Genomic DNA, 24,004 nt, shown 5'->3' with positions numbered 1-24,004 from the left:
TGGATGACTACTGATTGATCAGGGTTTTCCGTGAAGATTCAAAAGATTATCGAACCCGCTGAAAAACCCTGCCAAGGCTGCACCGTCTGCAGCTGAGCAGCCGCTTGCTCATTGACTGCGACCACCGCCGTGGCTGTTCTGGCCACCCCGGCGCCCGGCTTCGGAAGCACGAGCTCGATCATTGGCGAAGTTGCCCCCCGAATTCTTGCCGCCCTTCTGGCCTGCACGGGAAGCCCGCTCGCGGTCGTTGGCAAAGTTGCCAGGGTTGGTTTCCTTGGTGCCACCACGTTGGCTTGGGCGATCCTGGTCGTGTGCCATGTCATTTCTCCTTTACGGGTCTGTGGCGTAAGGCACGAATACGCGCCCCACAAGAGTTCCGAGCGGATGTGCGACGATCTGCTCCATCATATTGCAGGCGGACTGACCGGCGGCGCTAAAAGGCGGCGATAGCGAACGCTTGCGCACCAACCTCTAGGCCGCCCTCCAGCGCAGGCTTCAGGCATGCACGCTCCACTGCACCACATCGGCCGCGACCGGCAGTTCATCGATGGCATGGATCATTCCGCTGGCCAGGGCCTCACGAGGCCCGAGGATGCGTGGATAGGCCATCAGGTAGCGCACCACATCCAGGTCCTCGGCCGAGCCTTGCGTACGTTCGGCGACGATCTCGGCATACAGACGCAGGTCGTAGTCCAGGCTCATGGCGTACTCGGCCATGCGCGAGTGGTCCACCGAGCCGTGCAGGGTCCAGTGGAACGGGTGAAAGAGGAACTTGCTGTACTGGCAAGCCGTACGATGGCTGCCGGCAAGAAACAGGATATTGCCCATCGACTCGACGGTGCCGAGGTTATGGGTGTGCACCGGCACCGGCTGGCCAAGCAGGAAGTTGTACAGCGTGAAGCCATAGCTGCACTCGCCGCCCATGGTGGCGATGTTGATCTGCAACACCTCGGCGCCCTGCTGCACGGCACGTGAACAGGTACTGATCAGGTTGCCACAGGTCGAGGAATTGATCGGGCCGGTGAAGTGAATGATATGTCGGGCCATGCATACCTCCAGGGTCGTCCATCGAAGACGATGGTTCAGTCGGTCGGGCTGGCGATACCGGAGGCAGCGTGCAGCCGCTGCAGAAGGTCCGGCATTCGGTGGAATCGTCTGGCCCGGCAAAGTTCCCCCGCAACTCCCAGCCCCGCGCTTGCCGGTGACCACCGACGGCGGCGCGCCCCTGCGCAAGGCTGCCTGGGCCGCGCCGTGCTGTGGCATCATCGACGCTCCGACCGCCCGCGAGCGCCTGTGCATGCTGATCGACGAAGAACTGACCCTGAAGAAGCTCGAGACCTTCCTCGCCTTCATGCGCAGCGGCAACCTGGGCCGTGCCGCCAGCGAACTGTCGACCAGCGCGGTCAGCGTGCACCGGGCGATCCACTCGCTGGAAAACGCCCTGCGCTGCCCGCTGTTCAAGCACGAAGGCCGCCAGCTGATCCCGCTGGAAAGCGCCTATGTGCTGGAGAAAAAGGCCCGACAACTGTTGCAGGACGCCGAGCAGATGGTGCGCCAGACCCGCGAGGCCGCAGGTTTCTATGCCGAACGCTTTCGCCTCGGGGCGCTGTACTCGCTCACGGTCAAGACCGTGCCCAAGCTGGTCATGGGCCTGAAGCTGCGCCGCAGCGAGCTGAACATCGACCTCACGCTCGGCTCGAACGTCGACTTGCTGCACCGTCTCAAGAACCATGAACTGGACGCCATCCTGGTCTCGCTCGACGACAGCATCAACGATCCGGCCTGCGAACACCTGGCGCTGTTTTCCGACGATATCTTCCTGGCCGTACCGACCGACTCGCCGTTCGCCGAGCAGGCCGAAGTCGACCTGGCGGACCTGGCCGACTCCACCTTCATCACCCTCACCCAGGGTTTCGCCACCCACCGGGACGGCGCGCGGGTGTTCGAGCAGGCCGGCTTCGAACCGAAAGTGGCGATGCAGGTCAACGATATCTTCACCCTGCTGAGCATGGTCAGTTCCGGGGTGGGCTATGCCCTGCTGCCGGGACGTATCGCCGCGGTGTACGAGAACCGCGTGCGCTTGATCGCGCTGCAACCGCGCTACCGGTTGCAGCAGCACATCGGTGCGGTGTTTCTCAAGGCCCGCGAGCGCGAGCCGAACCTGCTGGCGCTACTGGCTGAATGCCGGATGTACAGTCGCGAAGGGTGACAGCCCAGGCCGACTGTCCTCCTCATCCAACCAGGCCGCGTACACAGAAATACAGGATCGACGGCCCCATCAGGCACCCCAGCCCGGTATGGAAGGTGGCGGTCAGCGCACCATAAGGCACCAATCGCCGATCCGTTGCAGCCAGCCCGGCCGTCACACCGGAAACGGTCCCGGCCAGGCCGCCGAACACCATCGCCGAGCGCGGGTTGTCCAGGGCCAGCATACGTGCCGACACTGGCGTGAACACCATCACCAGGATCGCCTTGATCAGGCCTGTGGCAATCGACAAGGCCATCACATCGGAGCTTGCACCCAGCGCCGCCCCGGTCACCGGTCCGACGATATAGGTCACCGCGCCCGCGCCGATGGTGGTGATACTGACCGCATCGCGATAACCAAAGGCCCAGGCCACCGCCGCGCCGACGATGAACGGCAGCACAGTGCCCAGCAACAGCGCCACCGCGCCAATCATCCCGGCCTTGCGCGCTTCGGTGGCCTGCACTTCGAAGGCGGTGGCGACGATGGCGAAATCGCGCAGCATCGCTCCCCCCATCAGCCCAATCCCGGAAAACAGCGTCACGTCCGCCAGGCCTTTCTGGCCGCCGGTCAGGTTGCCGCCGATCCAGGCCAGCACCAGGCCGATGACGATGGCGATGGCCGAGCCGTGCACGCGGCCGAAGGTGAGGTATCTGGAGAGCATCACCGATACCCACATCACCGCACCGACGACGGCGAAAGCGGTGATCAGGTCATTGTGTTCCAGGGCTTTCTCAATGAGCGGCCACATATCAGCGACCTCCCGCAGGTGCAGGCTGCACCGAGGCTGGCGGTGTCGCATCGAGCGCCGGCAGCGGCTCGCCGCGGTGACTGCGGCTGATCAGCGCAATGGTCGCGCCGCACACCAGCACCGCACCGACCGCGGCCACCACGGCCACAGGCCCGCCGTGCAGGGCAGTGACCACATTCTGCTGGGCCGCCATGGCCACCACCACCGGGATGTACATCGCGCCCCAGAAACCGACGCCGAACTCGCACTCTTTGCTCATGCCACCCTTGCGGTGCATGTACAGCCGCGCACAGATCAGCAGGATCATGGCGATGCCGACCCCGCCCACATTGGATTTGACGCCCAACAGCACGCCCAGGAAGTCGCCGACGATAACGCCGGCCAGCGTGCACACCGCCAGCAGAGCCACACCATAGATGATCATTGTTGTTGTCCTCAGGTTGTATCGAAGTTGTTTGTTGTTGTCCTTCGAGCTACAGCGCGGTCATCGGTTGTCGGCCACCTCCTGACGCAACAGTGCATCGATGCTGTCGGCACGGGTGGACTCCACGCTCAGCACCTTTCCAGGCTCGAAGACTCGCCTGGCAAGACCCGTGAGTACGCTGCCCGGCGGCAATTCGAGGTGCAGGCGCACACCGCGCTCCCAGGCGCCACGCAGGGTCGCGCGCCAGTCGACAATGCGAGCCATGTTGCCGGCCAGGTCGTCGCGCAGGCGTGCCGGATCGAAAATCGGTCGTGCCGTGCTGCCGCTGAGGTAGGTGATGCGTGGGCGACGCAGTTCGACCTCGCAGAACGCTGCGGCCAGGGTAGCCGCAGGCGCCGCCAACAGAGGGCAATGCGACGGCACGCTGACCGCCAGGCGCCGGGCCACGCCCTGCCCCAGGCTGCGTGCGCGCGCGGCGACCGCTGTCATCGCTGCATCGCTGCCAGCGATGACGATCTGGTTGTCGCTGTTGAGGTTGGCGAGGTACACCTCACCCCCGACCGCTTCCAGCAAACGCTCGACACTGGGCAGGTCCAGGCCGCTCAAGGCCGTCATGCCGTAGCCTGTCGGATAAGCCTGCTGCATCAGCTCGCCGCGCAGCGATACCAGGCGTACGGCGTCCTCCAGTGCCAGCGCATCGGCGGTGACCGCCGCGGCATAGGCACCGATCGACAACCCGGCCACATACTCCGGCGCCGGGCTGCGTCGCATCAGCCAGCGCGCCCATGCCACGCCGGTCAACAGCAGGCACAGCTGCACGGCGCGGGTATGGCGCAACGCCTCGGCGCTGTCGAGCGTGAGCACCTGCTCGCCCAGCGCCTCGCTGGCCGCTTCGAGCAGATCCGAACTGCCCTCAGGCAGGCAATGAAGCATCCCCACCTGCTGGGCGCCCTGCCCCGGGAACGCGAACAGGCTGCTCATGCCGCATCCTCCTGCAGTTGCCATGGATCACTCACCAGACGCACGCCAGCCGCCGACTTGAGCAGCACCCGACGCGCCCCGCTGGCCCATTCGCGCAAGGCAACCGCGCCCTGGGGCGTTTCCAGTTGCGCATCGACGCGACAGGCCGCGCCTTCCAACTGTTTCAGCAGTCGAGCGGCCTGCTCACGAGGTATCGACACAGGGGCGCGCAGCAGCAGATCAAGATCGCTGCCAGCGTGCAGCACCTCGATTCCCGTCGCGAGCTGGAAACCCGTGCTGCCGGTAGGTCCCCACAGCCACTCGCGATCGTTCAACCAAGCGCTGACCTGCGATAGCGCACGCAAGGCTGGCGACGACAACTCGCCCTCCCCGCGCAGCGCTTCGGGGCTGACCCAGCGCTCGATGTCCAGCAGGCGCATCTGCCAGGCAAAACGCTGCTCGCGCCCTCTCCCGCGTACCCCGACCGCCACCTGGTCCGGTGCCACCAGCGCCCGGCGCACTACCACCGGCTCGCCGGCTGCCAGCACCGAGTGCACCCAGGCAGGCGCATCGGCAGGCAGCATGGCCGGAGTCATGCCCCAGAGCAGGTCGTGTGGGCGCGGGGCGTACATCTCAGGCCTCCTGCCATTGGCTGCGCAGGCGCTGACGCACCTCGCGGGAGGCGCTGCGATGCTCGCCGTTCAGGCGGCTACGCAGGTCGGTGGTATCGCCAATGTCGCGCACGGCATCGATCAGGCTGGCACGGACCTGTGCCAGATCCCGGGCGGTCGGCGCCTGCGCGTTATCCACGGCAAGACGCGTGTGCAGCAGCCCCAGTGAGGCGTAGCTTTTCAGGTCGTAGGCCATCGGCGGCACTTCGGCGGCCAAGGCTTCCAGGTCCTCGACACTGCGCAGGGTGATACGCGCCGCTGCCGCCTTGCCCATCGCATGCACCATGACGCCACTGTCATCCAGCGCGATCAATCGTTGCGCCTGGTAGCCGTGGGCAAGAAACGCCCCGGACATCGCCTTGCCCACCAGCAGCCCGATCACCGGATGCCCGGCCAGGCGCGCCTGGGCATACGCTTCCACCGCACCGGCCAGGGCCTGGTGGATGCCCAGCGCTTCCTCACGCCGCCCGTAGGCCTGGCTGGGTACATCGATCAGCGCAACCAGCACGCGCTTCTCACTGTCGCGGTCGGCCTCCACCGCCTCGGCGACCGCCTTGGCCAGGCCCCAGCCTTCAAGCAGGCCAACCTCGCCGCTACGGGCGCGTACAAAGGGATTGCGCGCATCGGGCACCACGGCGATAAAGCGCGCCAGGCGATTGTCCAGCTCGCCATCGACCACCTGCACCGAGGCGGGGAAGCCTGGCAGCGACTCGCCGCTGGCAAGGCCCTGCAACCAGTTCTGGGCACGGTTCATCAGGCATCTCCTTGATACAGGGCACGCACGGCGGCGGCATCGAGTTGCGGGCAGTCATCACCCAGTTGCGCCAGGCGCTCGAGAAACCACTGATGGCGGCTGGCACGCTGCGCAGAAGGTGCGTCCAGCAACGCCAGCAACTGGCTGCGAACAGCCTCGACGTCATCGGCGACGTAGCCGTCCGCCAAACCGCTGGCGTGGCGCTGCTCGCCACCGGTAAGGCTCCAGATGAAAGGCCGGTCACGCGAGTCGTACTCACCGATCCCCGCTTCCTGCTCGATCACCTGTGGGCCATTGAGGCCCAGGCGTGCTTCGCGGGTTACCAGCAGATGGCTGCACAGCCCGGCGGCAATGGACATGCCGCCGAAGCAGCCGACTGAGCCTGCGATCACGCCGATGACCGGTTGGTAGGCACGCAGTTCGACGATCGCGGCCTGGATCTCGGCAATCGCCGCCAGGCCCAGGTTGGCCTCCTGCAGACGCACGCCCCCGGTCTCCAGCAACAGCACGGCGCAGGTGGGGATGCCGTTACGGTTGTCTTCGGCGGCCAGTTCCAAGGCGCCGGCGATCTTCGCGCCCCCCACCTCGCCCATGCTGCCGCCCTGGAACCCGCCTTCGATGGCTGCGACCACGGCGGGACGGCCGTCGAGCGTGCCCTTGGCGATGACCACGCCGTCATCGGCCTGCGGCACGATGCCTTGGCGTGGCAGCCAGGGCGACATCAGGCGGTCGAAGGGGCCAAGCAACTCGCGGAAACTGCCCGCATCGAGCAAGGCCCTGGCACGTTGGCGGGCCCCCAGTTCGACGAAACTGCGGCTGTGCAACAGGCGTTCGTTATCAGTCATGGCCGATCTCCTCGAAGCCTTGTTCCAGGCGCAGGCGCACCACGCCGGGCGTGGCGCCGAAATCATGGATGTCGATCTTCAGCGCGGGCAAGCTGCGGCCGTCGAACAGGCGCTGGAACAACTGGTTCCAGCGTGCCTGGCTGCCGTTGACCGAGGTCACGACCTGGATATCGAGGCTGCCGGCCTGGCCGGGCTCGATCAGCACCTCCAGGTCGCCGGAGCTGACGCAGCCGACCAGGGCACGGCCATGGCCGGGTTGCGCAGCGGGGAATTGAAAGTTCAGGGTTTCCATGTCACAGGCTCCCGGCTTTGTCGAGGAACAGGCAGGCGGCCAGCAGATCGGCAGCACCGCCTGGAGAGGCATTGAGTTGCAGCAGGCGCGCATCCAGGGCGCGCAGTTGACGGCGACCCGCCAAGCTCGCGCTGCCGCCTGCATCGAGCACCGCACGGGCCCCTTGCTGCAGGGCATCCAGGCCTTGCTGACCGGCACGCCACAGCACGCAGGTGTCGCTCAGCGAAGCCATGATCGCCAGCAGCGCGTCCAGGCGTGCATGGGTCTCGCTGGCGCCAGCGGCGCGGCTGCGCCAGAGTTGCGGCAGAGCGTGACCGGTGATCGCCGGAAAGCCTTGCTGGGCCTGCTCGCGCGCGCCACCCGCGCCATAGCGGCGGCGCACCTGGATGCCGTGACTGTCCTGTGCGGGGGCGGCCGGATCATCGATCAGCGCAAGGCGCCCGGCACGTGCGGCAAGGGTACGCGGGTCGCTGCTAAGAGGGCTCAGCGCCCGCGCCGCAACCAGCAGCCCCAGCGCCCAGATAGCACCACGGTGGGTATTCACCCCGGCCGTGGTGGCGAGCATCGCCGCCTCGCCTTCGCGCCCAAGGCGTCCCAGCTCGGCGCGCAGCGGCGCAGCGATCTCGCCATGGCGTTGCGCAGCTTCGGCCATCTGTCGCAGGCAAGGCCACAGCGACAGCGCCGAGGCGTGCATCAAGGCCAGGTTCATGTCGCCATGGGCGCCGCTGCCGCGCCGGTCCACCAGCCCAGGCTTGGGCGAGAGGTCGGCCTCATCGATCAGGGCTTCGACGGCCAGGTCCGCCAATTGGTCGGGCAAGGCCAGGGGCTGTAGGCAAAGTGCTTTCATCACCAGCTCCTGAAGCGTGCGGGCGGGTTATACAGGCCACCGGACCACTCCACGAGGTCGGCGATGCTGCGTGCGGCGAGCAACTCACGGGTGGCGTCGGTACGGCGAATGCCCAGGTCTTCGGGCAAGGCCACCAACCCTTCGCGGCGCAGGCGCTCGGTATCCTTGGGGTCATGGCGCAGGCCAATGGCGGTGACCCCGGCCACCGCCGCGATCATCTGCTGGCGTTCCTGCAGGCTGCGCGCCTTGTACAGGTAGGCGATGCCCTCTTCGGTGAGCAGGTGGGTGACGTCATCGCCGTAGATCATCACGGGTGCCAGCGGCATGCCGGCCTTCTTCGCCACCTCGACCGCATCCAGGGTTTCGACGAAGGTCGGTTTACCGCCCTCCTGGTAAGTCTCGACCATCTGCACCACCAGCTTGCGCCCGCGCTCGAGCAGGGTTTCGGGCACGGTCATGTCCAGCCAGGCCGGTGTCGCGTGGCGTCGCCCGCGTGGGTCGTGGCCCATGTTTGGTGCCCCGCCGAAACCGGCCAGGCGGCCACGGGTGACCGTCGAAGAATGCCCGTCGCCATCGACCTGCAAGGTGGCGCCGATGAAGAGGTCCACCGCGTACTGCCCTGCCAGCTGGCACATCAACCGGTTGGAGCGCATCGAACCGTCGCGCCCGGTGAAGAACACGTCCGGACGCTGGGCAATGTAGTCTTCCATGCCCAGCTCGGTGCCGAAGCAGTGCACGCTTTGTACCCAGCCGGTTTCGATGGCCGGGATCAGCGTCGGGTGAGGATTGAGGGTCCAGTTGCGGCAGATCTTGCCCTTGAGCCCCAGCGACTCGCCATAGGTCGGCAGGATCAGCTCGATGGCGGCGGTATTGAAACCGATGCCGTGGTTGAGCGACTGCACCTGGTGTTTTTCATAGATACCGCGGATCGCCATCATCGCCATCAGCACATGGACCGGCTTGATATGACGCGGGTCGCGGGTGAACAGCGGTTCGATGTAGAACGGCTGGTCGGCGACCACCACGAAGTCGATCCACGAGGCAGGGATGTCCACCCTGGGCAGGTCGTCGACACGGTCAACCAACTGGTTGACCTGGGCGATGACGATGCCATCGCTGAACGCGGTGGGCTCGACCAGCGCCGGAGTGTCCTCGGTGCTGGGGCCGGTGTAGAGGTTGCCATCGCGGTCGGCAGTGAAGCCTGCAACCAGCGTGACGTTGGGGATCAGGTCCACCAGCAGGCGCGAGTAGAGCTCGATGTAGGTGTGGATGGCGCCGACTTCGAGCAGACCGTCTTCGAGCAACTGGCCGATGCGCTGGCTCTGGGGGCCGGCGAAGGAGAAGTCGAGCTTGCGGGCGATGCCACGTTCGAACAGGTCCAGGTGCTCGGCGCGGCTGACGCTGGGCATGATCAGGTGGAGGTCGTGGAGACGGCCAGGGTCGGCCTTGGCCAGCGAGCGCGAAAGAAAGTCCGCCTGTTTCTGGTTGTTGCCTTCGAGCACCACACGATCACCCGGGGCGATCAGCAGTTCGAGGGCCTCGACGATCCGCTCGGTGGGCAGTACCACGCCATCGGCGAGGTGACTCACCCGCTCGAGACGGCGCTGCTTTTCGGCGCGCCTTCTCGACCATTGCGGCGGTGGATTCTTCGTTGTGGTCATTGGTGACTCCACGGGTTCGCTGTCGTGGGGTCACCTTAGGCCTGGGGGGTGGGAGGCATCAATCAAGCACGGTGGTTGATCGTTACGGTGAGCGTAATGTTTTTGATGTAAGGACTTGAGCCGTTGTCTTTCGCAGCAATGTCTTGTCGCGGCTAAATCCACTCCCCCGTCCTCGCCAGCTTTTTTGAACTCTCCCCTCACCCACTCCCTCAATTCTTCAGAGACCCGGGAGTCGTCCCGAAACCCACCATGACCAAAGCCGCCGCAGAGGTATCTGCGACAGGATTGGTTTGAGTTCGACTGACAGCAGGAGCTTGGCAACGATGAACGAGCACATGATCCAGGCTGCCGCGGGAACCCCTTGGAGCGAATGGCAGAAATCCGCGCACCTGGCCCGGGCCGCCTGGATCACCCCCGAACAACTGTGCCCGCCGGGTCGGCGCCTGGTGTTGGTAGCGCCGCATCCGGATGACGAGGTGCTCATGGCGGGCGGATTACTGAGTGACTTCCATGGCCGCGAGCAGGATCTCGTGCTGATCTCCGCCACCAATGGCGAAGGCAGCCACCCAGGCTCGGCACAGTGGAGCGAACGACGCCTGCGCCACCAGCGCCCACTGGAGAGCCACCATGCCTTGCAGCAGCTCAATCTGCGGGTCGGCGATCTGGATTGGCGACGGCTGAACCTCAAGGACGGCGCCTTGCCCCGGGACGAGGCCTTTCTGGTCAATTACCTGAACCAGTTACTGCAACCCGGCGATCTGTTGATGTGTCCCTGGCGCCACGATGGCCATTGCGACCATGACGCGGTGGGCCGTGCCTGCGCACAGGCCGCCCAGGCGCGCGGGGCAACGCTGGCCGAAGCGCCGATATGGGCGTGGCGCTGGTCGACGCCGGACGATCCTCGGCTACCTTGGCAACGCGCGCGTCGTATCCAGCTCGACGAAGCGAGCCTCGCGCGCAAGCGCCAGGCCATCGCTGCCCATGTCAGTCAGATGGAGGCGGATGCGGACACGCCGCCCGTGGTGCCGCAACAGCTGCTGGAATGCCTGCTGCAGCCTTTTGAACTGGTCTTTATCTGACAGCCAACCCCTCGCAGATGCCCCTTCAGCGCCCGCGCTTGAGGGTCTCGCTCGGCAATTCGCGGAACAACTGGCGATAGCTCTCGGAAAACCGCCCCAGGTGCCAGAACGACCAACGCATCGCCACTTCCGCTACCGTCACGTCGCTGGCGCGGCGCAGCAGGTCGCGGCGCGCACCGTTGAGTCGGCGCAGACGCAACCAATGCGCCGGGGGCATGCCGGTAAAGGCCTTGAAGGCCTCCTGCAATTGACGCAACGACACCCCGGCCACCTGCGCCAGCTCCATGAGATTGAGCGTCTCTTCCGGGCAGTCCGCCGCCCATTCGCTGACCCGCTGCATGATCGCCCGCTCTTCACCGCGCTTGCCCAGTGCCTGGCCTTGCAGGCGCTGGCAGGCGTTGTCGAGGATGAACAGGCAGTCATCGAGCAGTTGCTCGGCCAAGGCCTGCCCTTCGAGTGGGCAGTCAGCCTGCGCCAGACGTGTCAGGGTCGCGCTCAGCCAGCTGCCGAACAGCGCATTCTGGCCGCTGCCCAGCGGCACCATGAACAGCCCCTGCAAACGCTCCAGATCCAGGCCGTGCCGCTGCAGGAACGGCTGGTCGAACACCACCGCCACTTCCTGGTAGTTCTCCGGGGTTATCCAGATGTTGCGGCTTTGTTCGTTGAGCAGGTACAGGCTGTTCTCGACCTGGTCGAAGCAAAAGGTCAGCGAGCCGCTCGGGGCGCGGAAGAACTGCTCGACTCGGGTATTCAGGCGCTCTTCGTACACCTCGACGCCATCGAGCCCCAGGCAGCGCAGCTGGCCGCTGAAATGCCCGGGTGACATCTGCCGGTACTGCTGCTGCCAGCCAGGGGTGGCACGCACCTGCTCGGTGACATCGGTGGTGTTGAAAGCCTGGACCTGCAAGGCGGTTTGCGTATTCACGCGACGTCCTATATGCACTCTTTTGGTGCATTGATTGACGGAGAAAACGGATAGATCACCCCGAGGGGCAGCGCCCAAGATAGTCCTCAGCGTGACCTGTGGGAAGTGGCGCCGTGAAAAGGTTTGTAATACCTCCTGGAGGTCGACGGCCTTCACGCGCTGCACATGCCCACCACCAAAACCCAACCAAGAGGTCTGTATGAACGCCCCCTTCGATCAGCTGTCCGCCTGGCTGAAAGAACACCGGATCACCGAAGTCGAATGCGTGGTCAGTGACCTGACCGGCATTGCCCGCGGCAAGATCGCCCCGACCAACAAGTTCCTCAACGAGCGTGGCATGCGCCTGCCCGAGAGTGTGCTGCTGCAGACCGTCACCGGCGACTTCGTCGATGACGACATCTACTACGGCCTGCTCGATCCGGCCGACATCGACATGATCTGCCGCCCTGACCCGGCGGCGGTGTACCAGATCCCTTGGGCGATCGAACCGACCGCCATCGTCATCCACGACACCTTCGACAAGCACGGCAACCCTATCGAGCTGTCGCCACGCAACGTCCTGAAGAAAGTCCTCAAGCTTTACGCCGACAAGGGCTGGCAGCCGATCGTTGCGCCCGAAATGGAGTTCTACCTCACCCAGCGCTGCGAAGATCCGGACCTGCCGCTGCAGGCGCCATTGGGCCGTTCGGGCCGTGCCGAGAGCGGCCGGCAGTCGTTCTCCATCGATGCCGCGAACGAATTCGACCCGCTGTTCGAGGACGTCTACGACTGGTGCGAAATCCAGTGCCTTGACCTGGACACGCTGATCCACGAAGACGGCCCGGCGCAGATGGAGATCAACTTCCGTCACGGCGACGCCCTGGACCTGGCCGACCAGATCACCGTATTCAAGCGCACCATGCGCGAGGCGGCGCTCAAGCACAATGTCACCGCCACCTTCATGGCCAAGCCGATCACCGACGAGCCGGGCAGTGCCATGCACCTGCACCAGAGCGTGGTCGACATCGCCACCGGCAAGCCGGTGTTCGCCAATGAAGACGGCAGCATGAGCGAGCTGTTCCTGCACCACATCGGCGGCCTGCAGAAGTACATCCCCAAGGTACTGCCGATGTTCGCGCCGAACGTCAACTCGTTCCGCCGCTTCCTGCCGGACACCTCGGCGCCGGTGAACGTGGAATGGGGCGAGGAAAACCGCACCGCCGGCCTGCGCGTTCCGACCTCCAGCCCCGAGGCGATGCGCGTGGAGAACCGCCTGCCGGGCGCCGATGCCAACCCTTACCTGGCGATCGCCGCGAGCCTGCTGTGCGGTTACCTGGGCATGATCGAGAAGATCGAGCCGAGCGCGCCTGTACAGGGCCGCGCCTACGAGCGCCGCAACCTGCGTCTGCCGATCACCATCGAGGATGCGCTGCAGCACATGGAAGACTGCAAGGTCCTGGAAGACTACCTGGGGCGCCAGTTCGTCCAGGGCTACGTCGCGGTCAAACGCGCCGAGCATGAAAACTTCAAGCGGGTGATCAGCTCCTGGGAGCGCGAGTTCCTGCTGCTGAGCGTGTGACCCCATGGAGGGTTTCTGCGGGAGCGGGTCGATCCGCTCCCACAGGCAACGCGCTGCCCCTGCTTCCGTTTCGAACCCGAAGAACAAGTCCAACGAGGTGCCGACATGCGTCATTTGCAAACCCTGATTCCCGCAGCCTTCGCCCTGATGTTCGGCGCGGCCGCCCAGGCCGAGCCCACGGTCAGCGTGTACAACTGGACCGACTACATTGGCGAGACCACCCTGGCCGACTTCCAGGCCAGTACCGGGATCAAGGTGGTCTATGACGTCTTCGACTCCAACGAAACCCTCGAGGGCAAGCTGCTCGCCGGCCGCACCGGCTACGATGTGGTGGTGCCCTCGAACCACTTCCTCGCCCGCCAGGCCAAGGCCGGCGCGTTCCTGCCACTGGATCGCAGCAAGTTGCCGAACTGGCAGCACCTGGACCCGAAACTGCTCAAGCAACTGGAGCAGAACGATCCGGGCAACAAGTACGCTGTGCCGTACCTGTGGGGTACCAATGGCATTGGCTATAACGTCGAGAAGGTCAAGGCCGCGCTGGGCATCGACAAGGTCGACTCCTGGGCCGTGCTGTTCGAGCCAGAGAACCTGAAGAAACTCAAGCAATGCGGCGTGGCCTTCATGGACTCGCCCGACGAGCTGTTCCCGGCCATGCTCAACTACCTGGGCATGAACCCACGCAGCGAAGACCCGAAAGACTACGCCAAGGCCGAAGCACGGCTGATGGAGCTGCGCCCGTACATCACCTACTTCCACTCCTCCAAGTACGTCTCTGACCTGGCCAACGGTGACGTGTGCGTGGCCTTCGGCTACTCCGGCGACGTGTTCCAGGCGGCCAACCGCGCCGTGGAAGCCAAGAACGGCGTGAAGATCGCCTACAGCATTCCCAAGGAAGGCAGCAACCTGTGGTTCGACCTGCTGGCCATCCCGAAAGACGCCAGCAATCCAGACCAGGCCCTGGCCTTCATCAACTACCTGCTCGACCCGAAAGTGATCGCCAAGGTCAGCGCCACGGTCGGCTATGCCAATGCCAACCCTGATGCCAAGGCGTTCATGGACAAGTCGCTGGTGGAGAATCCCGAGATCTATCCGCCCCAGGAGGTTCTGGACAAGCTCTACGTCTCCAGTACCCCCAGCCCGCAGATCATGCGGGTGATGACCCGCTCCTGGAGCAAGATCAAGTCCAACCGCTGATTCGAGTGTTTCCGATGCCTCATCAAACCGAACACACCACCTCCTACTACGCCGCCACGGCCCGTGCCACGGCGCCCTACCCCGAACTCGAAGGCGAGCTGAGCGCCGACGTGTGCGTGGTCGGCGGCGGCCTGACTGGCGTCAACACCGCGCTGGAGCTGGCCGAGCGTGGCCTGTCGGTGATTCTGCTGGAGGCCCGCCGCATCGGCTGGGGCGCCAGTGGGCGCAATGGCGGACAGCTGATCCGTGGTATCGGCCATGACGTTTCGGGCTTTGCTCGCTACGTGGGCCAGGACGGCGTGCGTTACCTCAAGCAGGCAGGCCTGGACTCGGTCGAGCTGGTGGCCAGGCGCATCGAGCAATACGGCATCGAGTGCGACCTGCGCTGGGGCTTCTGCGAGCTGGCCAACACCCCGGCGCAGTTCGCGGCGTTCAACGACGAACTGCAGGACCTGGCCGAACTGGGCTATCGCCATGAAACCCGGCTGATCGCCCCAGCGCGCATCTACGACATCGTCGCCAGCGACCAGTACGCCGGCGGCCTGGTGGACATGGGCTCCGGCCACCTGCACCCACTGGACCTGGTGCAGGGCGAAGCCCGCGCCGCCAGCAGCCTTGGCGTGCGAATCTTCGAGCAGACCGCTGTGCAACGCATCGAACACGGGCCCACCGTCACCCTGCACTGCGCACGCGGCAAGGTACGGGCCAAGAGCCTGGTGCTGGGGTGCAATGCGCACCTGGACGAGCTGGAGCCGCGCTTGACCGGCAAGGTGCTGCCCGCCGGCAGCTACGTGGTGGCGACCGAACCGTTGCCCGAGGCTCTGGCGCGCAGCCTGATTCCGCAGAACATGGCGCTGTGCGACCAGAAGGTCGGCCTTGACTACTACCGCCTGACCGCCGACCGCCGCCTGCTGTTCGGTGGCGCCTGCCACTACTCCGGCCGCGACCCGAAGGACATCGCCGCCTACATGCGCCCGAAAGTGCTGAAGGTGTTCCCGCAACTGGCCGATGTGCGCATCGACTTCCAGTGGGGCGGCATGATCGGCATCACCGCCAACCGCTTCCCCCAGGTCGGCCGCCTGAGCCAGCATCCAAACGTGTATTACGCCCAGGGTTACTCCGGGCATGGCCTGAACGTGACCCACTGGACCGCCAAGCTGTTGGCCGAGGCCATCGCCGTCGGCCACAGCCAGGGCCTGGATATCTTCAGTGCCGTGCCGCACCTGACCTTCCCCGGCGGCAAGGCCCTGCGCTCGCCGCTGCTGGCCCTGGGGATGTTGTGGTATCGCGTGAGGGAGGTGCTGGGGTGATTGAAGGATGGTTTGCAGGCCCTGATTTCATGTGGGAATTCACATCACAGAACCAAGGGCGCACACCAAACCACCTGCAAACTGGCCAATCGCCAAGCACCTGCTAGCGTTGATCTGGCCTCCCCCTCAATGGACGCTACCCATCATGAAACCGCTGCCTCGCGCTACCCTGCTGTGCGCTGCCGTGCTTGCCCTGGCCGCCTGTTCCAGCAACCGCGTCGATCCGAGCCAGTATTCCGGGTTTCTCAAGGACTACAGCCGGCTCAAGCCGGCGGAAAGTGTTTCCGGGGCACCGGTAATGCGCTGGATCGACCCCGGGATCAAGGCCAGCCAGTATCGACAGGTCTATATCGAGCCCAGCCAGTTCTACCCCAGACCACAACCCACAGCGGTGATCTCGGCGCAGACCCTGCAAGCGATCACCCGCTACTTCGACGACGCCATGCGCCGGGAACTGGGCAGCGTGCTGACGGTGGTCAGCGCTCCAGGCCCGGGAACGATCGTGGTACGCCCGGCGATCACCGCGGTGTCGACCAAGACCGAGGGGCTCAAGCCCTATGAAGTGGTGCCCATCGCCCTGGTGGCCGCGGCTGTGAACACTGCGGCCGGTGGTCGTGACCAGGAAGTGGACATCGCTGTAGAAGCGGCCTTCCTCGACGGTGCCAACCAGAAAGTGTTGGCCCAGGTGGTGCGCAAGGGCACCGGCGAGGCGCTGGAGAACGACACCGCGCAGCTCAAGCTGGAGAACGTCAAGCCGGTGCTCGATGGCTGGGCCAGCGACATGCGTCGTAGCGTCGTGGAACTGCGCAAGAAGGGCCAGTAAACGGCGTCGGATCAGTCTTTCGCCGCAGGCATGCCCGAGGTTTCAGGCGTGGTCTGGGCGCTGGCAACCGCGCCCGGGCTGCGGCTGATTACCGCCAGCCGGTCCCTGTCGAGTTCGCCCTCCCAGACTGCAACAGCCAGGGTCGCGACCGCATTGCCGATGATGTTGGTCAGCGACCGGCATTCGGCCAGGAAGCAGTCGACGCCCAGGATCAGCACCATCGCCGCGACCGGTACGGTCGGCACCACCGCAAGGCTTGCGGCCAGCGCAACGAAACCCGCGCCGACAGGCCGTATCAGGCGTGCAGCAGGAACGGCAGGGCGTGCTCGAGCAAGGCTTGCGGGGCTTCTTCAGGAATGTAGTGACCGCAGGGCAACTCGCTGCCGCGCACGTCCTCGGCACAGGCGCGCCATTCCTTGAGCGGTTCGAAGCACTTGCCGATGACGCCGTCACGGCCCCACATCACCAGTAGCGGGGTCCTGACCGTGTTCCCGGCATCGAGATCGGCCTGGTCATGCTCCAGGTCAATGCCTGCAGCCGCCCGATAGTCTTCGCACACGCCACGCGCTGCGCCCGGTAGCGACAGGCAACGACGGTACTCGGCGAACGCCTCGTCGGTGAACGGCGCAAGGCCGGCACTGCGCCCCCCCATGACGCTGCGCAGGTAGCCTTCCGGGTTGGCTTCGATCAGGGTTTCAGGCAGTGGCGCCGGGCGAATGAGGAAGAACCAGTGCCAGTAGGCACGGGCGAAGGCTTCGTTGGTCTGGCGATACATTGTCAGGGTTGGCGCGATGTCCAGCAGCACCAGGCGGGTCAGGCGCTGGGGATGGTCGAGCGCCAGGCGGTGCGCGACCCGCGCGCCGCGGTCGTGGGCCATCAGGGCGAATTGCTCGAACCCCAGGGCATGCATGAGCCCGACCATATCTGCGGCCATGCGGCGCTTGGAATACGCCTCATGCCGGTCGTCGGCCTCAGGCTTGGCCGAATCGCCGTAACCGCGCAGGTCGGCAGCGACCACAGTGAACTGCTCGGCCAGCTTTTCGGCCACCTTGTGCCAGATAACATGGGTCTGCGGGTGGCCGTGCAACAGCAGCAACGCCGGCCCCTTGCCGCCGATACGGTAGGCGATCTCGATACCTTCGACGTGCTGGAAGGCTTTCTTGAAACCCTGGAACATGCCAATCACTCCGTTCGTGTGCTTTCAGGCCGTAAGACGACCCTTCAGGTGCCGAGCATAGCTGCGGCACCGAAGGCATCAAGAACACAAATGCAGAGCGAAGCAACACGAATCGTGAAGCATGGCCTCAGGCAAAGAAGCCGTAGAAAATCGCAGACAAGGTGATCAACCCCACCAGCACGACGAACACGTTCGACAGCGCGCCCGAGTACTTGCGCAGCGAAGGCACCTTGCGCACGGCATACATCGGCATCAGGAACAGCAGGCACGCCAGCACTGGGCCACCGAGGCTTTCGATCAGTCCGAGGATGCTCGGATTGAGGGTCGCCACGATCCAGCAGCCCAGCACCATGAACAGCGCGGTCACCCGCTCCAGGCGCTTGGCCGACCAGCTTTTACCGCGGCTGCGCAGGCTCTTGACGATCATGCCCTGGAAGCCTTCGCTGGCACCGATGTAGTGACCCAGGAAAGACTTGGTGATCGCCACCAGGGCAATCAGGGGGGCGACGAAGGCGATGACCGGCGTCTGGAAGTGGTTGGCCAGGTACGACAGGATCGAGATGTTCTGCACCTTGGCCGCTGCCAGGTCGGCAGGGCTCAGGGCCAGTACGCAACTGAAGCAGAAGAACATCACCGTCAGCACCATCATCACGTGGGCGGTGGCCAGGGTACGGCCGCTCTTGCGGTCGGCGTCGGCGCCGTAGCGATGCTTCTGGTCGACGGCGAAGGCCGAGATGATCGGCGAGTGGTTGAACGAGAACACCATCACCGGGATCGCCAGCCACAGGGTCAGCAGCAGCTTGGAGGTGCTCAGGCCTTCGCTGGCCTGGGCGAAGAAGGCACCGTTCCAGTTGGGGATCAGGCTCAGGGCCAGCAGCAGGAGCGAGGCGACGAAGGGATAGACCAGCACGCTCATGACCTTGACGATGATCTGCTGGCCGCAACGCACCACCACCATCAGACCGGCGATCAACAGCAGCGACAACAGTGCACGCGGCGGCGCGGTCACGTGCAGTTGGTGCTCGAGGAAGCTGGTCAGGGTGTTGGTCAGGGCCACGCTGTAGACCAGCAGGATGGGGAAGATCGCCAGGAAGTAGAGCAAGGTGATGAGCTTGCCGGCACCCACGCCGAAATGCTCCTCGACCACCTCGGTGATGTCTTCGTTGCCGCCACGGCGCCCGGAAAGCACGAAGCGGGTCAGCGCACGGTGCGCATAGAAGGTCATCGGGAAGGCCAGCAGCGCGAGGATCAGCAGCGGCCAGAAGCCCCCTACCCCGGCGTTGATCGGCAGGAACAGGGTACCGGCACCGATGGCAGTGCCGTACAGGCCCAGGGCCCAGGTGGTGTCGTGGCGGTTCCAGCTGCGCGTGGCTGTGGTCGAAGCCGGCGCAGCCGAATCCGCACGAACGGTCGTGGTGTTGTGTACATCAGTCATGGGTTTCGCCTTTGTAGTTGTTTTTGTTGCTCGGTGCAGCGGGTGTTGCAAATGGGTTCAGGCTTGTTGAGTCGAACGCCTACAGGAGCGGGTTTGAACCAGCGAACTCAGCACTCGACAAAGGCAACGGCCAGGCCGCCGCGGGAGGTTTCCTTGTAGTTGGCGTGCATGTCCGCGCCGGTGTCGCGCATGGTGCGGATCACCCGGTCGAGGGAGATGAAATGCTCGCCATCACCCCGCAAGGCCATCTGCACGGCATTGATCGCCTTCACGGCGGCGATGGCGTTGCGCTCGATGCACGGCACTTGGACCAGACCGCCGACCGGATCGCAGGTCAGGCCAAGGTTGTGCTCCAGGGCGATTTCAGCGGCGTTTTCCAGTTGCGGCGGGGTGGCGCCGAGCACTTCGGCAAGGCCTGCAGCGGCCATGGAGCAGGCCGAACCGACCTCACCCTGGCAACCCACTTCGGCGCCGGAGATCGATGCGTTTTTCTTGCACAGGATGCCGACCGCCGCAGCGGCCAGCAGGAACGCCACCACGTCGTCGTCGCAGGCCGCGGGGTTGAACTTCATGTAGTAGTGCAACACCGCCGGGATGATGCCGGCCGCGCCATTGGTCGGTGCCGTGACCATGCGCCCGCCAGCGGCGTTTTCTTCGTTGACCGCCAGCGCGAACAGGTTGACCCACTCCATCGCGCTCAGGGTCGAGCCGATCACGTTGGGCTTGCCCAACTCCTGCAAGCTGCGGTGCAGGCGCGCAGCGCGGCGCTTGACCTTGAGCCCGCCCGGCAGGATGCCTTCGTTGCGCAGGCCGTTTTCGACGCATTCGCGCATGGCGGCCCAGATGCCCAGCAGGCCGCTGCGGATCTCGTGTTCGCTGCGCCAGGCGCGCTCGTTGGCCATCATCAACTGGCCAACGGTCAAGCCATGGGTCTTGCACAGCGCCAGCAGCTCGGCGCCTGAGGAAAACTCGTACGGCAGCTCGACGTGCGCGTCGGTACTGGCCGGAGCATCGATTTCGGCCTGCTCGATGATGAAGCCGCCGCCAACGGAGTAGTAGGTCTGGGTCAGCAGGCTGCCCTGCCCGCCCAGTGCTTCCAGGCTCATGGCGTTGGGGTGGTAGTCCAGGCTCTCGTCGAGCAGGCGCATGTCGCGGCTGTACTGGAACGTCACCGGATGCGAGCCATCGAGCATCAGGCACTGCTCCTGCATCAACTGGTCGATGCGCGGCTCGATGCTGTGCGGGTCGATGCGGTCCGGCCACTCGCCCATCAGGCCCAGCAGGCAGGCGCGGTCGGTGGCGTGACCGACGCCGGTGGCCGACAGCGAGCCATACAGGCGCACCTCGACCCGCTGCACCTGGGCCAGCAGGCCATGTTCGCGCAGCCGCTGGGCAAAGGTGGCGGCGGCACGCATGGGCCCCACGGTGTGGGAGCTGGACGGCCCGATGCCGATCTTGAAGAGGTCGAAAACACTGATAGCCATGCTAATGCCTGACCGCTGCGACGTTGTTTGCCGCTGCGCGGCCCTCCGGAAAAATTGATGGGTACTGCGAATTTGCGCGATACTGCCGCGCTCGCCTGGCAATGACCAACGAAAATTCCTAAGCAAGCCTTTAGCAGGACTAAACAATGAAAGGGCAACTCAACGGCCAGGTATTCGTCTGGCTGCATGTGTTCTCCTGTGCGGCGCGGCATCTGTCGTTTACCCGCTGTGCCGAAGAACTGCACATCACCCCCGGGGCGGTCAGCCAGCAGATGCGCCAGCTTGAAGAGCGCCTGGGCTTTGCCTTGTTCCTGCGCCGCGCCCGTGGTGTGGAGCTGACCGCCGAGGGGCAGCGCCTGGCGCAGACTGTCGCCGAGGCCTATGGCAGCATCGAAGCCGAATTGCTGCGCCTGGATGCGGGTGAAATTCGCGGCACCTTGCGCCTGCGCTCGATCCCTTCGTTCCTCGCCAAATGGCTGACCCCGCGCCTGCCACGCTTCCAGCAGCGCTACCCGGACATCGAGCTGCGCCTGGTGGCCGAAGACAGCAAGCAGGCGCTGCACGACGGCGACTTCGACCTGGCGATCGACCTCAATGACGGCAGCTATCCCGGAATGCTCTCGACGCCGCTGCTGGACGAGCAGATCTTTCCGGTCTGCTCCCCCGCCCTGCTACGCGGTCGCCCGCCGCTGCACGGGCCGGCCGATCTGGTCCACTATCCGCTGCTGCACGACATCACGGCCTGGCGCGGCAGTTCGGAATACGCGGAGTGGGAGTTCTACCTGGAGGGCATCGGCGCGGGTGGCCTGAACGTGCGCCGCGGCCACACCTTCAATCGCAACCACCTGACCATCGAGGCGGCGATTGCCGGTATCGGCGTCGCGATTGCGCGCCGTACCTTGCTCAACGACGAGCTCGAGCGCGGCACTCTGATCGTTCCGTTCGGGGTACCGATCCCCAATCACAAGCGTTATGTGCTGCTCTATCCGCCCGGCGGCCTGACCCAACCCGGCGCCCGCGCAGTGCACGATTGGTTGGTGGAGGAAGCGCAGACCTTCCGGGCCCTGCATCCGCTGATGTGATACCACTCCCGGCAAGAGCGTGGCCGCGTTACCACCCACGCCCCAAATGCCCGTCAGGGCCACGCTGGCGCACAACCGACACCTAGCATTTCTGTCAGTTTCGGGCGATTTCAATCCGGGCAATACTGCTGCCGGGATCACAAGCACCAGGGAACAGCCATGACATCGTCGATAACTGCGGCACCCAGAAAGTCCGAGCCTTTGCGCTTCAAAGTGGGCGGGGCGTTGTACCTCGGTGAAAACCATAGCCAGGCTCTGGGGACCGATTACATCATCGTTCAGGGGCGTCCCCCGTTAGTGCCTGCGCCCCACTTCAATGCTTCTTTCCTGCGTGCAGCTACAGGTGGCAAAGCCCCCTATCGCTATTATTCGAGCAACACAAACATCGCCATAGTGGGCCCTAGCAACGGAAACGTGGTGGCCACAGGGATCGGGACTGCACGCATCGTGGTGACTGACAGCACTGGCGCCCGAGCCGGTTACGACATAACGTTTACCGGTACCGTACGCCTGGTAGAACGACGTGATGATCAACTCTGGACAGCCCCCTCAACAAACCCAACACGTCCCGAATTCCATGCGTTGACTCGAACTCAAATGAGGGCGTTCTGGCAGGTTTATAGGGAGGAAGACCTGTCAAGATCAGTACCACAGATTCTTGGGTGGCCTGATTCCTTCTACTGGACAGGGGATAACTACTTGGGTGACTCCACCTCTTGGACGGTGGATCTCAGGCCACTCTCGCCTGATTTCGACGGTGTTCGACAATGGGGGGGAATCATCTTGCCAACCGTTAGCCGAATAGGCTGGTAATCCCATCGCTAGGCCACAGCATCTATGGCCTGGCTGCCTTTGAGCGCCCTCCATCATGTGCCGCCCTAATGTGCTGCGGCAGTGGTCGGCGGCGGCCCGCTGGTCATTGGCCATCAGGCTGAGCTGGCACTGCACGGTCAACGTGAATGACGTCAGGATGGCGCCTTTGGGCGGAGTCTTCATGCTACATCTCCGGGACACAGGGAGACTCTGCGAGGTGCCGGAGCAAGGGGCATACCATGGAAAAATAGAGAGCGTTTTCAGTACCTTGGCAGTTCACAGGGATCGCAGCGGGGGGGGGGATTCCCCACTGCCATTCCCCTTTATCGGGGTCACCTGCGCCGCGAGTACTGATTCACCGCCCTGGGCAGACCAAGGTGCTCGCGCAGCGTGCTGCCCTGGTATTCGCGCCGAAACAATCCCCGCTGCTGCAGCAACGGCACCACTTCCTCGACGAACACCTGCGCGCCTGATGGAAACATGTCAGGCATGATGTTGAAGCCATCTCCCGCCCCGGCCAGGAACCACTCGGCCAGGGTGTCGGCGACTTGCTCGGGCGTACCGACCGCCAGCCGGTGGCCTACCAGGATGCGTCGCGACAACTGGCGAATGGTCAGGTTTTCGCGCCGGGCCAGGTTCAGTTGCGCCTCGAGAAAGCCATGGGAACCCTGCTCGAACGCAGCCACCGGGCCGATCCTGGCCCAGGGCAAGGGCGCATCCGGGTCCAGCTCGCGGGCATCGATACCGATGCGTCCGGCCACTTGCTGCAACAGGCCATGCTCGCCATGCCAGGCGTTGAGCTCGTCGAAACGCGCATGGGCCTCGGCCTCGGTGCTGCCGATCACCGTCGACAGGCCGGGCATGATCTTCAGGTGCCTCGGGTCTCGCCCCCAGGCCTTGGCGCGGGCTTTCATCTCCCGGTAGAAGGCCTGCCCGTCAGGCAAGGTGGTCTGGGTGGTGAAGATCGCATCGGCATAGCGCGACCCCAGCGCCTTGCCGCCTTCGGAAGAACCGGCCTGGACCAGGACCGGACGCCCCTGGGGCGAGCGCGGCAGGTTCAACGGGCCTTTGACCTGAAAGTGCCGGCCCTTGAAGTCGACGGTATGGACCTTGTCCGGGTCAGCGAAGCGCCCCCCTGCCCGGTCCCCGATCACTGCATCCTCTTCCCAGCTGTCCCACAGCTTGAGCGTCACCTCGAGAAATTCCTCGGCGCGGCCATAGCGATCGACATGCAGCGGCGCACCCGCCAGGCCGAAATTCTGCGCGGCAGCGTCGCCGGCGTTGGTGACCACGTTCCATGCGGCGCGCCCACCGCTGATGTGGTCCAGCGAGGCGATGCGCCGGGCCAGGTTGAACGGTTCGTTGTAGGTGCTCGAACAGGTGGCGATCACACCAATGCGCTCGGTGGCAGCGGCCACGGCGGTCAGCAGCAGGGTCGGCTCCAGCCGCCCGCCCGGCTGGCTGGCGACATCACCGGGCAGTGCCGGCCCATCAGCCAGAAAGATCGCATCCAGGCAGCCCTTTTCCGAAAGCCGGGCGATATCGCGGTAGTAGGCGACATCGACATACGCGTCGATGGCCGCCTCGCCCTGGCGCCAGGCCGCAGCATGGGCGCCGAACCCGAGGATGTTCATGCCCAGGCTCATCTGCGCTTGATCTGTGCTCATGAGGCTC

The 24,004-nt window shown here is 64.8% G+C and carries 22 protein-coding genes and 2 pseudogenes; 7 read left to right on the top strand and 17 right to left on the bottom strand.

The annotated features are described in order from the left end of the window. Nucleotides 1-108: 108 nt before the first annotated feature. Nucleotides 109-264: pseudogene (locus tag ACTYOL_RS12345) on the bottom strand (general stress protein); the annotation flags it as partial. A 231-nt stretch (nt 265-495) separates the two neighbouring features. Next, a complete protein-coding gene (locus tag ACTYOL_RS12340) occupies nt 496-1,047 on the bottom strand; it encodes an ATP-dependent Clp protease proteolytic subunit (protein WP_054891324.1) in 552 nt (183 codons plus the stop codon). A gap of 250 nt (nt 1,048-1,297) precedes the next feature. Here ACTYOL_RS12340 and ACTYOL_RS12335 point away from each other — a divergent pair, with 250 nt between their 5' ends. Next, nucleotides 1,298-2,209, top strand: coding sequence for a LysR family transcriptional regulator (locus ACTYOL_RS12335; RefSeq protein ID WP_054891430.1), 912 nt, complete (start codon nt 1,298-1,300; stop codon nt 2,207-2,209). Between the two features lie 22 nt (nt 2,210-2,231). On the opposite strand, the gene madM is transcribed toward ACTYOL_RS12335, so the two are convergent. Genes madM through mdcA form a run of 9 tightly spaced genes read right to left on the bottom strand, consistent with a single transcriptional unit; the run spans nt 2,232 to nt 9,450 of the window. Next, nucleotides 2,232-2,996, bottom strand: a complete 765-nt coding sequence (gene madM, locus ACTYOL_RS12330) for a malonate transporter subunit MadM (RefSeq protein ID WP_151924746.1) — start codon at nt 2,994-2,996, stop codon at nt 2,232-2,234. A gap of 1 nt (nt 2,997) precedes the next feature. Next, complete coding sequence (gene madL, locus ACTYOL_RS12325) at nt 2,998-3,420, bottom strand: malonate transporter subunit MadL (protein ID WP_063544829.1); 423 nt, start codon at nt 3,418-3,420, stop codon at nt 2,998-3,000. A 60-nt stretch (nt 3,421-3,480) separates the two neighbouring features. Further along, nucleotides 3,481-4,401, bottom strand: coding sequence for a malonate decarboxylase subunit epsilon (gene mdcH / locus ACTYOL_RS12320; protein WP_200602510.1), 921 nt, complete (start codon nt 4,399-4,401; stop codon nt 3,481-3,483). Beyond that, a complete protein-coding gene (locus ACTYOL_RS12315) occupies nt 4,398-5,012 on the bottom strand; it encodes a malonate decarboxylase holo-ACP synthase (protein ID WP_197889653.1) in 615 nt (204 codons plus the stop codon). Before ACTYOL_RS12315 ends, mdcH begins: the two co-directional genes overlap by 4 nt. Nucleotide 5,013: 1 nt before the next feature. Beyond that, nucleotides 5,014-5,805 carry a biotin-independent malonate decarboxylase subunit gamma gene (gene mdcE / locus ACTYOL_RS12310; protein ID WP_125929821.1) on the bottom strand — a complete coding sequence of 264 codons (792 nt, stop codon included), beginning with the start codon at nt 5,803-5,805 and terminating at the stop codon, nt 5,014-5,016. Continuing rightward, nucleotides 5,805-6,650: a biotin-independent malonate decarboxylase subunit beta gene (locus tag ACTYOL_RS12305; RefSeq protein WP_054891318.1), complete on the bottom strand. Its 846-nt coding sequence runs from the start codon at nt 6,648-6,650 to the stop codon at nt 5,805-5,807. Before ACTYOL_RS12305 ends, mdcE begins: the two co-directional genes overlap by 1 nt. After that, entirely contained in the window at nt 6,643-6,942 is a 300-nt protein-coding gene (locus tag ACTYOL_RS12300; protein ID WP_444757993.1) for a malonate decarboxylase subunit delta, read from the bottom strand. Before ACTYOL_RS12300 ends, ACTYOL_RS12305 begins: the two co-directional genes overlap by 8 nt. A gap of 1 nt (nt 6,943) precedes the next feature. Then, nucleotides 6,944-7,789: a triphosphoribosyl-dephospho-CoA synthase gene (locus ACTYOL_RS12295; RefSeq protein ID WP_444757992.1), complete on the bottom strand. Its 846-nt coding sequence runs from the start codon at nt 7,787-7,789 to the stop codon at nt 6,944-6,946. Then, entirely contained in the window at nt 7,789-9,450 is a 1,662-nt protein-coding gene (mdcA, locus tag ACTYOL_RS12290) for a malonate decarboxylase subunit alpha (protein ID WP_153773566.1), read from the bottom strand. Before mdcA ends, ACTYOL_RS12295 begins: the two co-directional genes overlap by 1 nt. 323 nt (nt 9,451-9,773) lie before the next feature. On the opposite strand from mdcA, the gene ACTYOL_RS12285 reads away from it, so the two are divergent. Further along, complete coding sequence (locus ACTYOL_RS12285) at nt 9,774-10,529, top strand: PIG-L deacetylase family protein (protein WP_444757991.1); 756 nt, start codon at nt 9,774-9,776, stop codon at nt 10,527-10,529. A 25-nt stretch (nt 10,530-10,554) separates the two neighbouring features. Here ACTYOL_RS12285 and ACTYOL_RS12280 read toward each other — a convergent pair whose 3' ends face one another. Continuing rightward, the gene (locus ACTYOL_RS12280; RefSeq protein WP_054891313.1) at nt 10,555-11,454 is read right to left on the bottom strand and encodes a helix-turn-helix domain-containing protein; all 900 of its coding nucleotides are present in this window, start codon (nt 11,452-11,454) and stop codon (nt 10,555-10,557) included. 199 nt (nt 11,455-11,653) lie between these two features. On the opposite strand from ACTYOL_RS12280, the gene ACTYOL_RS12275 reads away from it, so the two are divergent. The 4 genes from ACTYOL_RS12275 (at nt 11,654) to ACTYOL_RS12260 (ending at nt 16,339) form a co-directional block, all read left to right on the top strand. Continuing rightward, nucleotides 11,654-13,012, top strand: coding sequence for a glutamine synthetase family protein (locus tag ACTYOL_RS12275; protein WP_054891312.1), 1,359 nt, complete (start codon nt 11,654-11,656; stop codon nt 13,010-13,012). 105 nt (nt 13,013-13,117) lie between these two features. Further along, complete coding sequence (locus tag ACTYOL_RS12270; protein ID WP_444757990.1) at nt 13,118-14,206, top strand: polyamine ABC transporter substrate-binding protein; 1,089 nt, start codon at nt 13,118-13,120, stop codon at nt 14,204-14,206. A gap of 14 nt (nt 14,207-14,220) precedes the next feature. Continuing rightward, on the top strand, nt 14,221-15,516 hold the full coding sequence (locus ACTYOL_RS12265) for an NAD(P)/FAD-dependent oxidoreductase (RefSeq protein WP_444757989.1): 1,296 nt from the start codon (nt 14,221-14,223) through the stop codon (nt 15,514-15,516). 145 nt (nt 15,517-15,661) lie between these two features. Beyond that, a complete protein-coding gene (locus ACTYOL_RS12260) occupies nt 15,662-16,339 on the top strand; it encodes a DUF3313 domain-containing protein (protein ID WP_151924755.1) in 678 nt (225 codons plus the stop codon). A gap of 11 nt (nt 16,340-16,350) precedes the next feature. On the opposite strand, the pseudogene ACTYOL_RS12255 reads toward ACTYOL_RS12260, so the two are convergent. From ACTYOL_RS12255 to ACTYOL_RS12240, 4 genes and pseudogenes are all read right to left on the bottom strand, one after another. After that, nucleotides 16,351-16,626 (bottom strand): annotated as a pseudogene (locus ACTYOL_RS12255) (C4-dicarboxylate transporter DctA); the annotation flags it as partial. Nucleotides 16,627-16,634: 8 nt separating this feature from the next. Next, entirely contained in the window at nt 16,635-17,516 is an 882-nt protein-coding gene (locus ACTYOL_RS12250) for an alpha/beta fold hydrolase (RefSeq protein WP_197889648.1), read from the bottom strand. Between the two features lie 127 nt (nt 17,517-17,643). Further along, a complete protein-coding gene (locus ACTYOL_RS12245) occupies nt 17,644-18,951 on the bottom strand; it encodes a serine/threonine transporter (protein ID WP_063544815.1) in 1,308 nt (435 codons plus the stop codon). A gap of 107 nt (nt 18,952-19,058) precedes the next feature. Further along, a complete protein-coding gene (locus ACTYOL_RS12240) occupies nt 19,059-20,435 on the bottom strand; it encodes an L-serine ammonia-lyase (RefSeq protein WP_444757988.1) in 1,377 nt (458 codons plus the stop codon). 146 nt (nt 20,436-20,581) lie between these two features. Between ACTYOL_RS12240 and ACTYOL_RS12235 the strand changes: the two genes are divergently transcribed. Further along, nucleotides 20,582-21,517 carry a LysR substrate-binding domain-containing protein gene (locus ACTYOL_RS12235; RefSeq protein WP_151924758.1) on the top strand — a complete coding sequence of 312 codons (936 nt, stop codon included), beginning with the start codon at nt 20,582-20,584 and terminating at the stop codon, nt 21,515-21,517. A 1,145-nt stretch (nt 21,518-22,662) separates the two neighbouring features. Here the strand turns inward: ACTYOL_RS12235 and ACTYOL_RS12230 are convergent. Next, nucleotides 22,663-23,997, bottom strand: a complete 1,335-nt coding sequence (locus tag ACTYOL_RS12230) for an LLM class flavin-dependent oxidoreductase (protein WP_444757987.1) — start codon at nt 23,995-23,997, stop codon at nt 22,663-22,665. Nucleotides 23,998-24,004 lie beyond the last annotated feature (7 nt).

The organism is Pseudomonas sp. A014 (genome assembly GCF_052378495.1).
GTDB classification, from domain to species: Bacteria; Pseudomonadota; Gammaproteobacteria; order Pseudomonadales; family Pseudomonadaceae; genus Aquipseudomonas; species Aquipseudomonas machongensis.
This window is presented reverse-complemented; position numbering and strand designations above follow the sequence as displayed.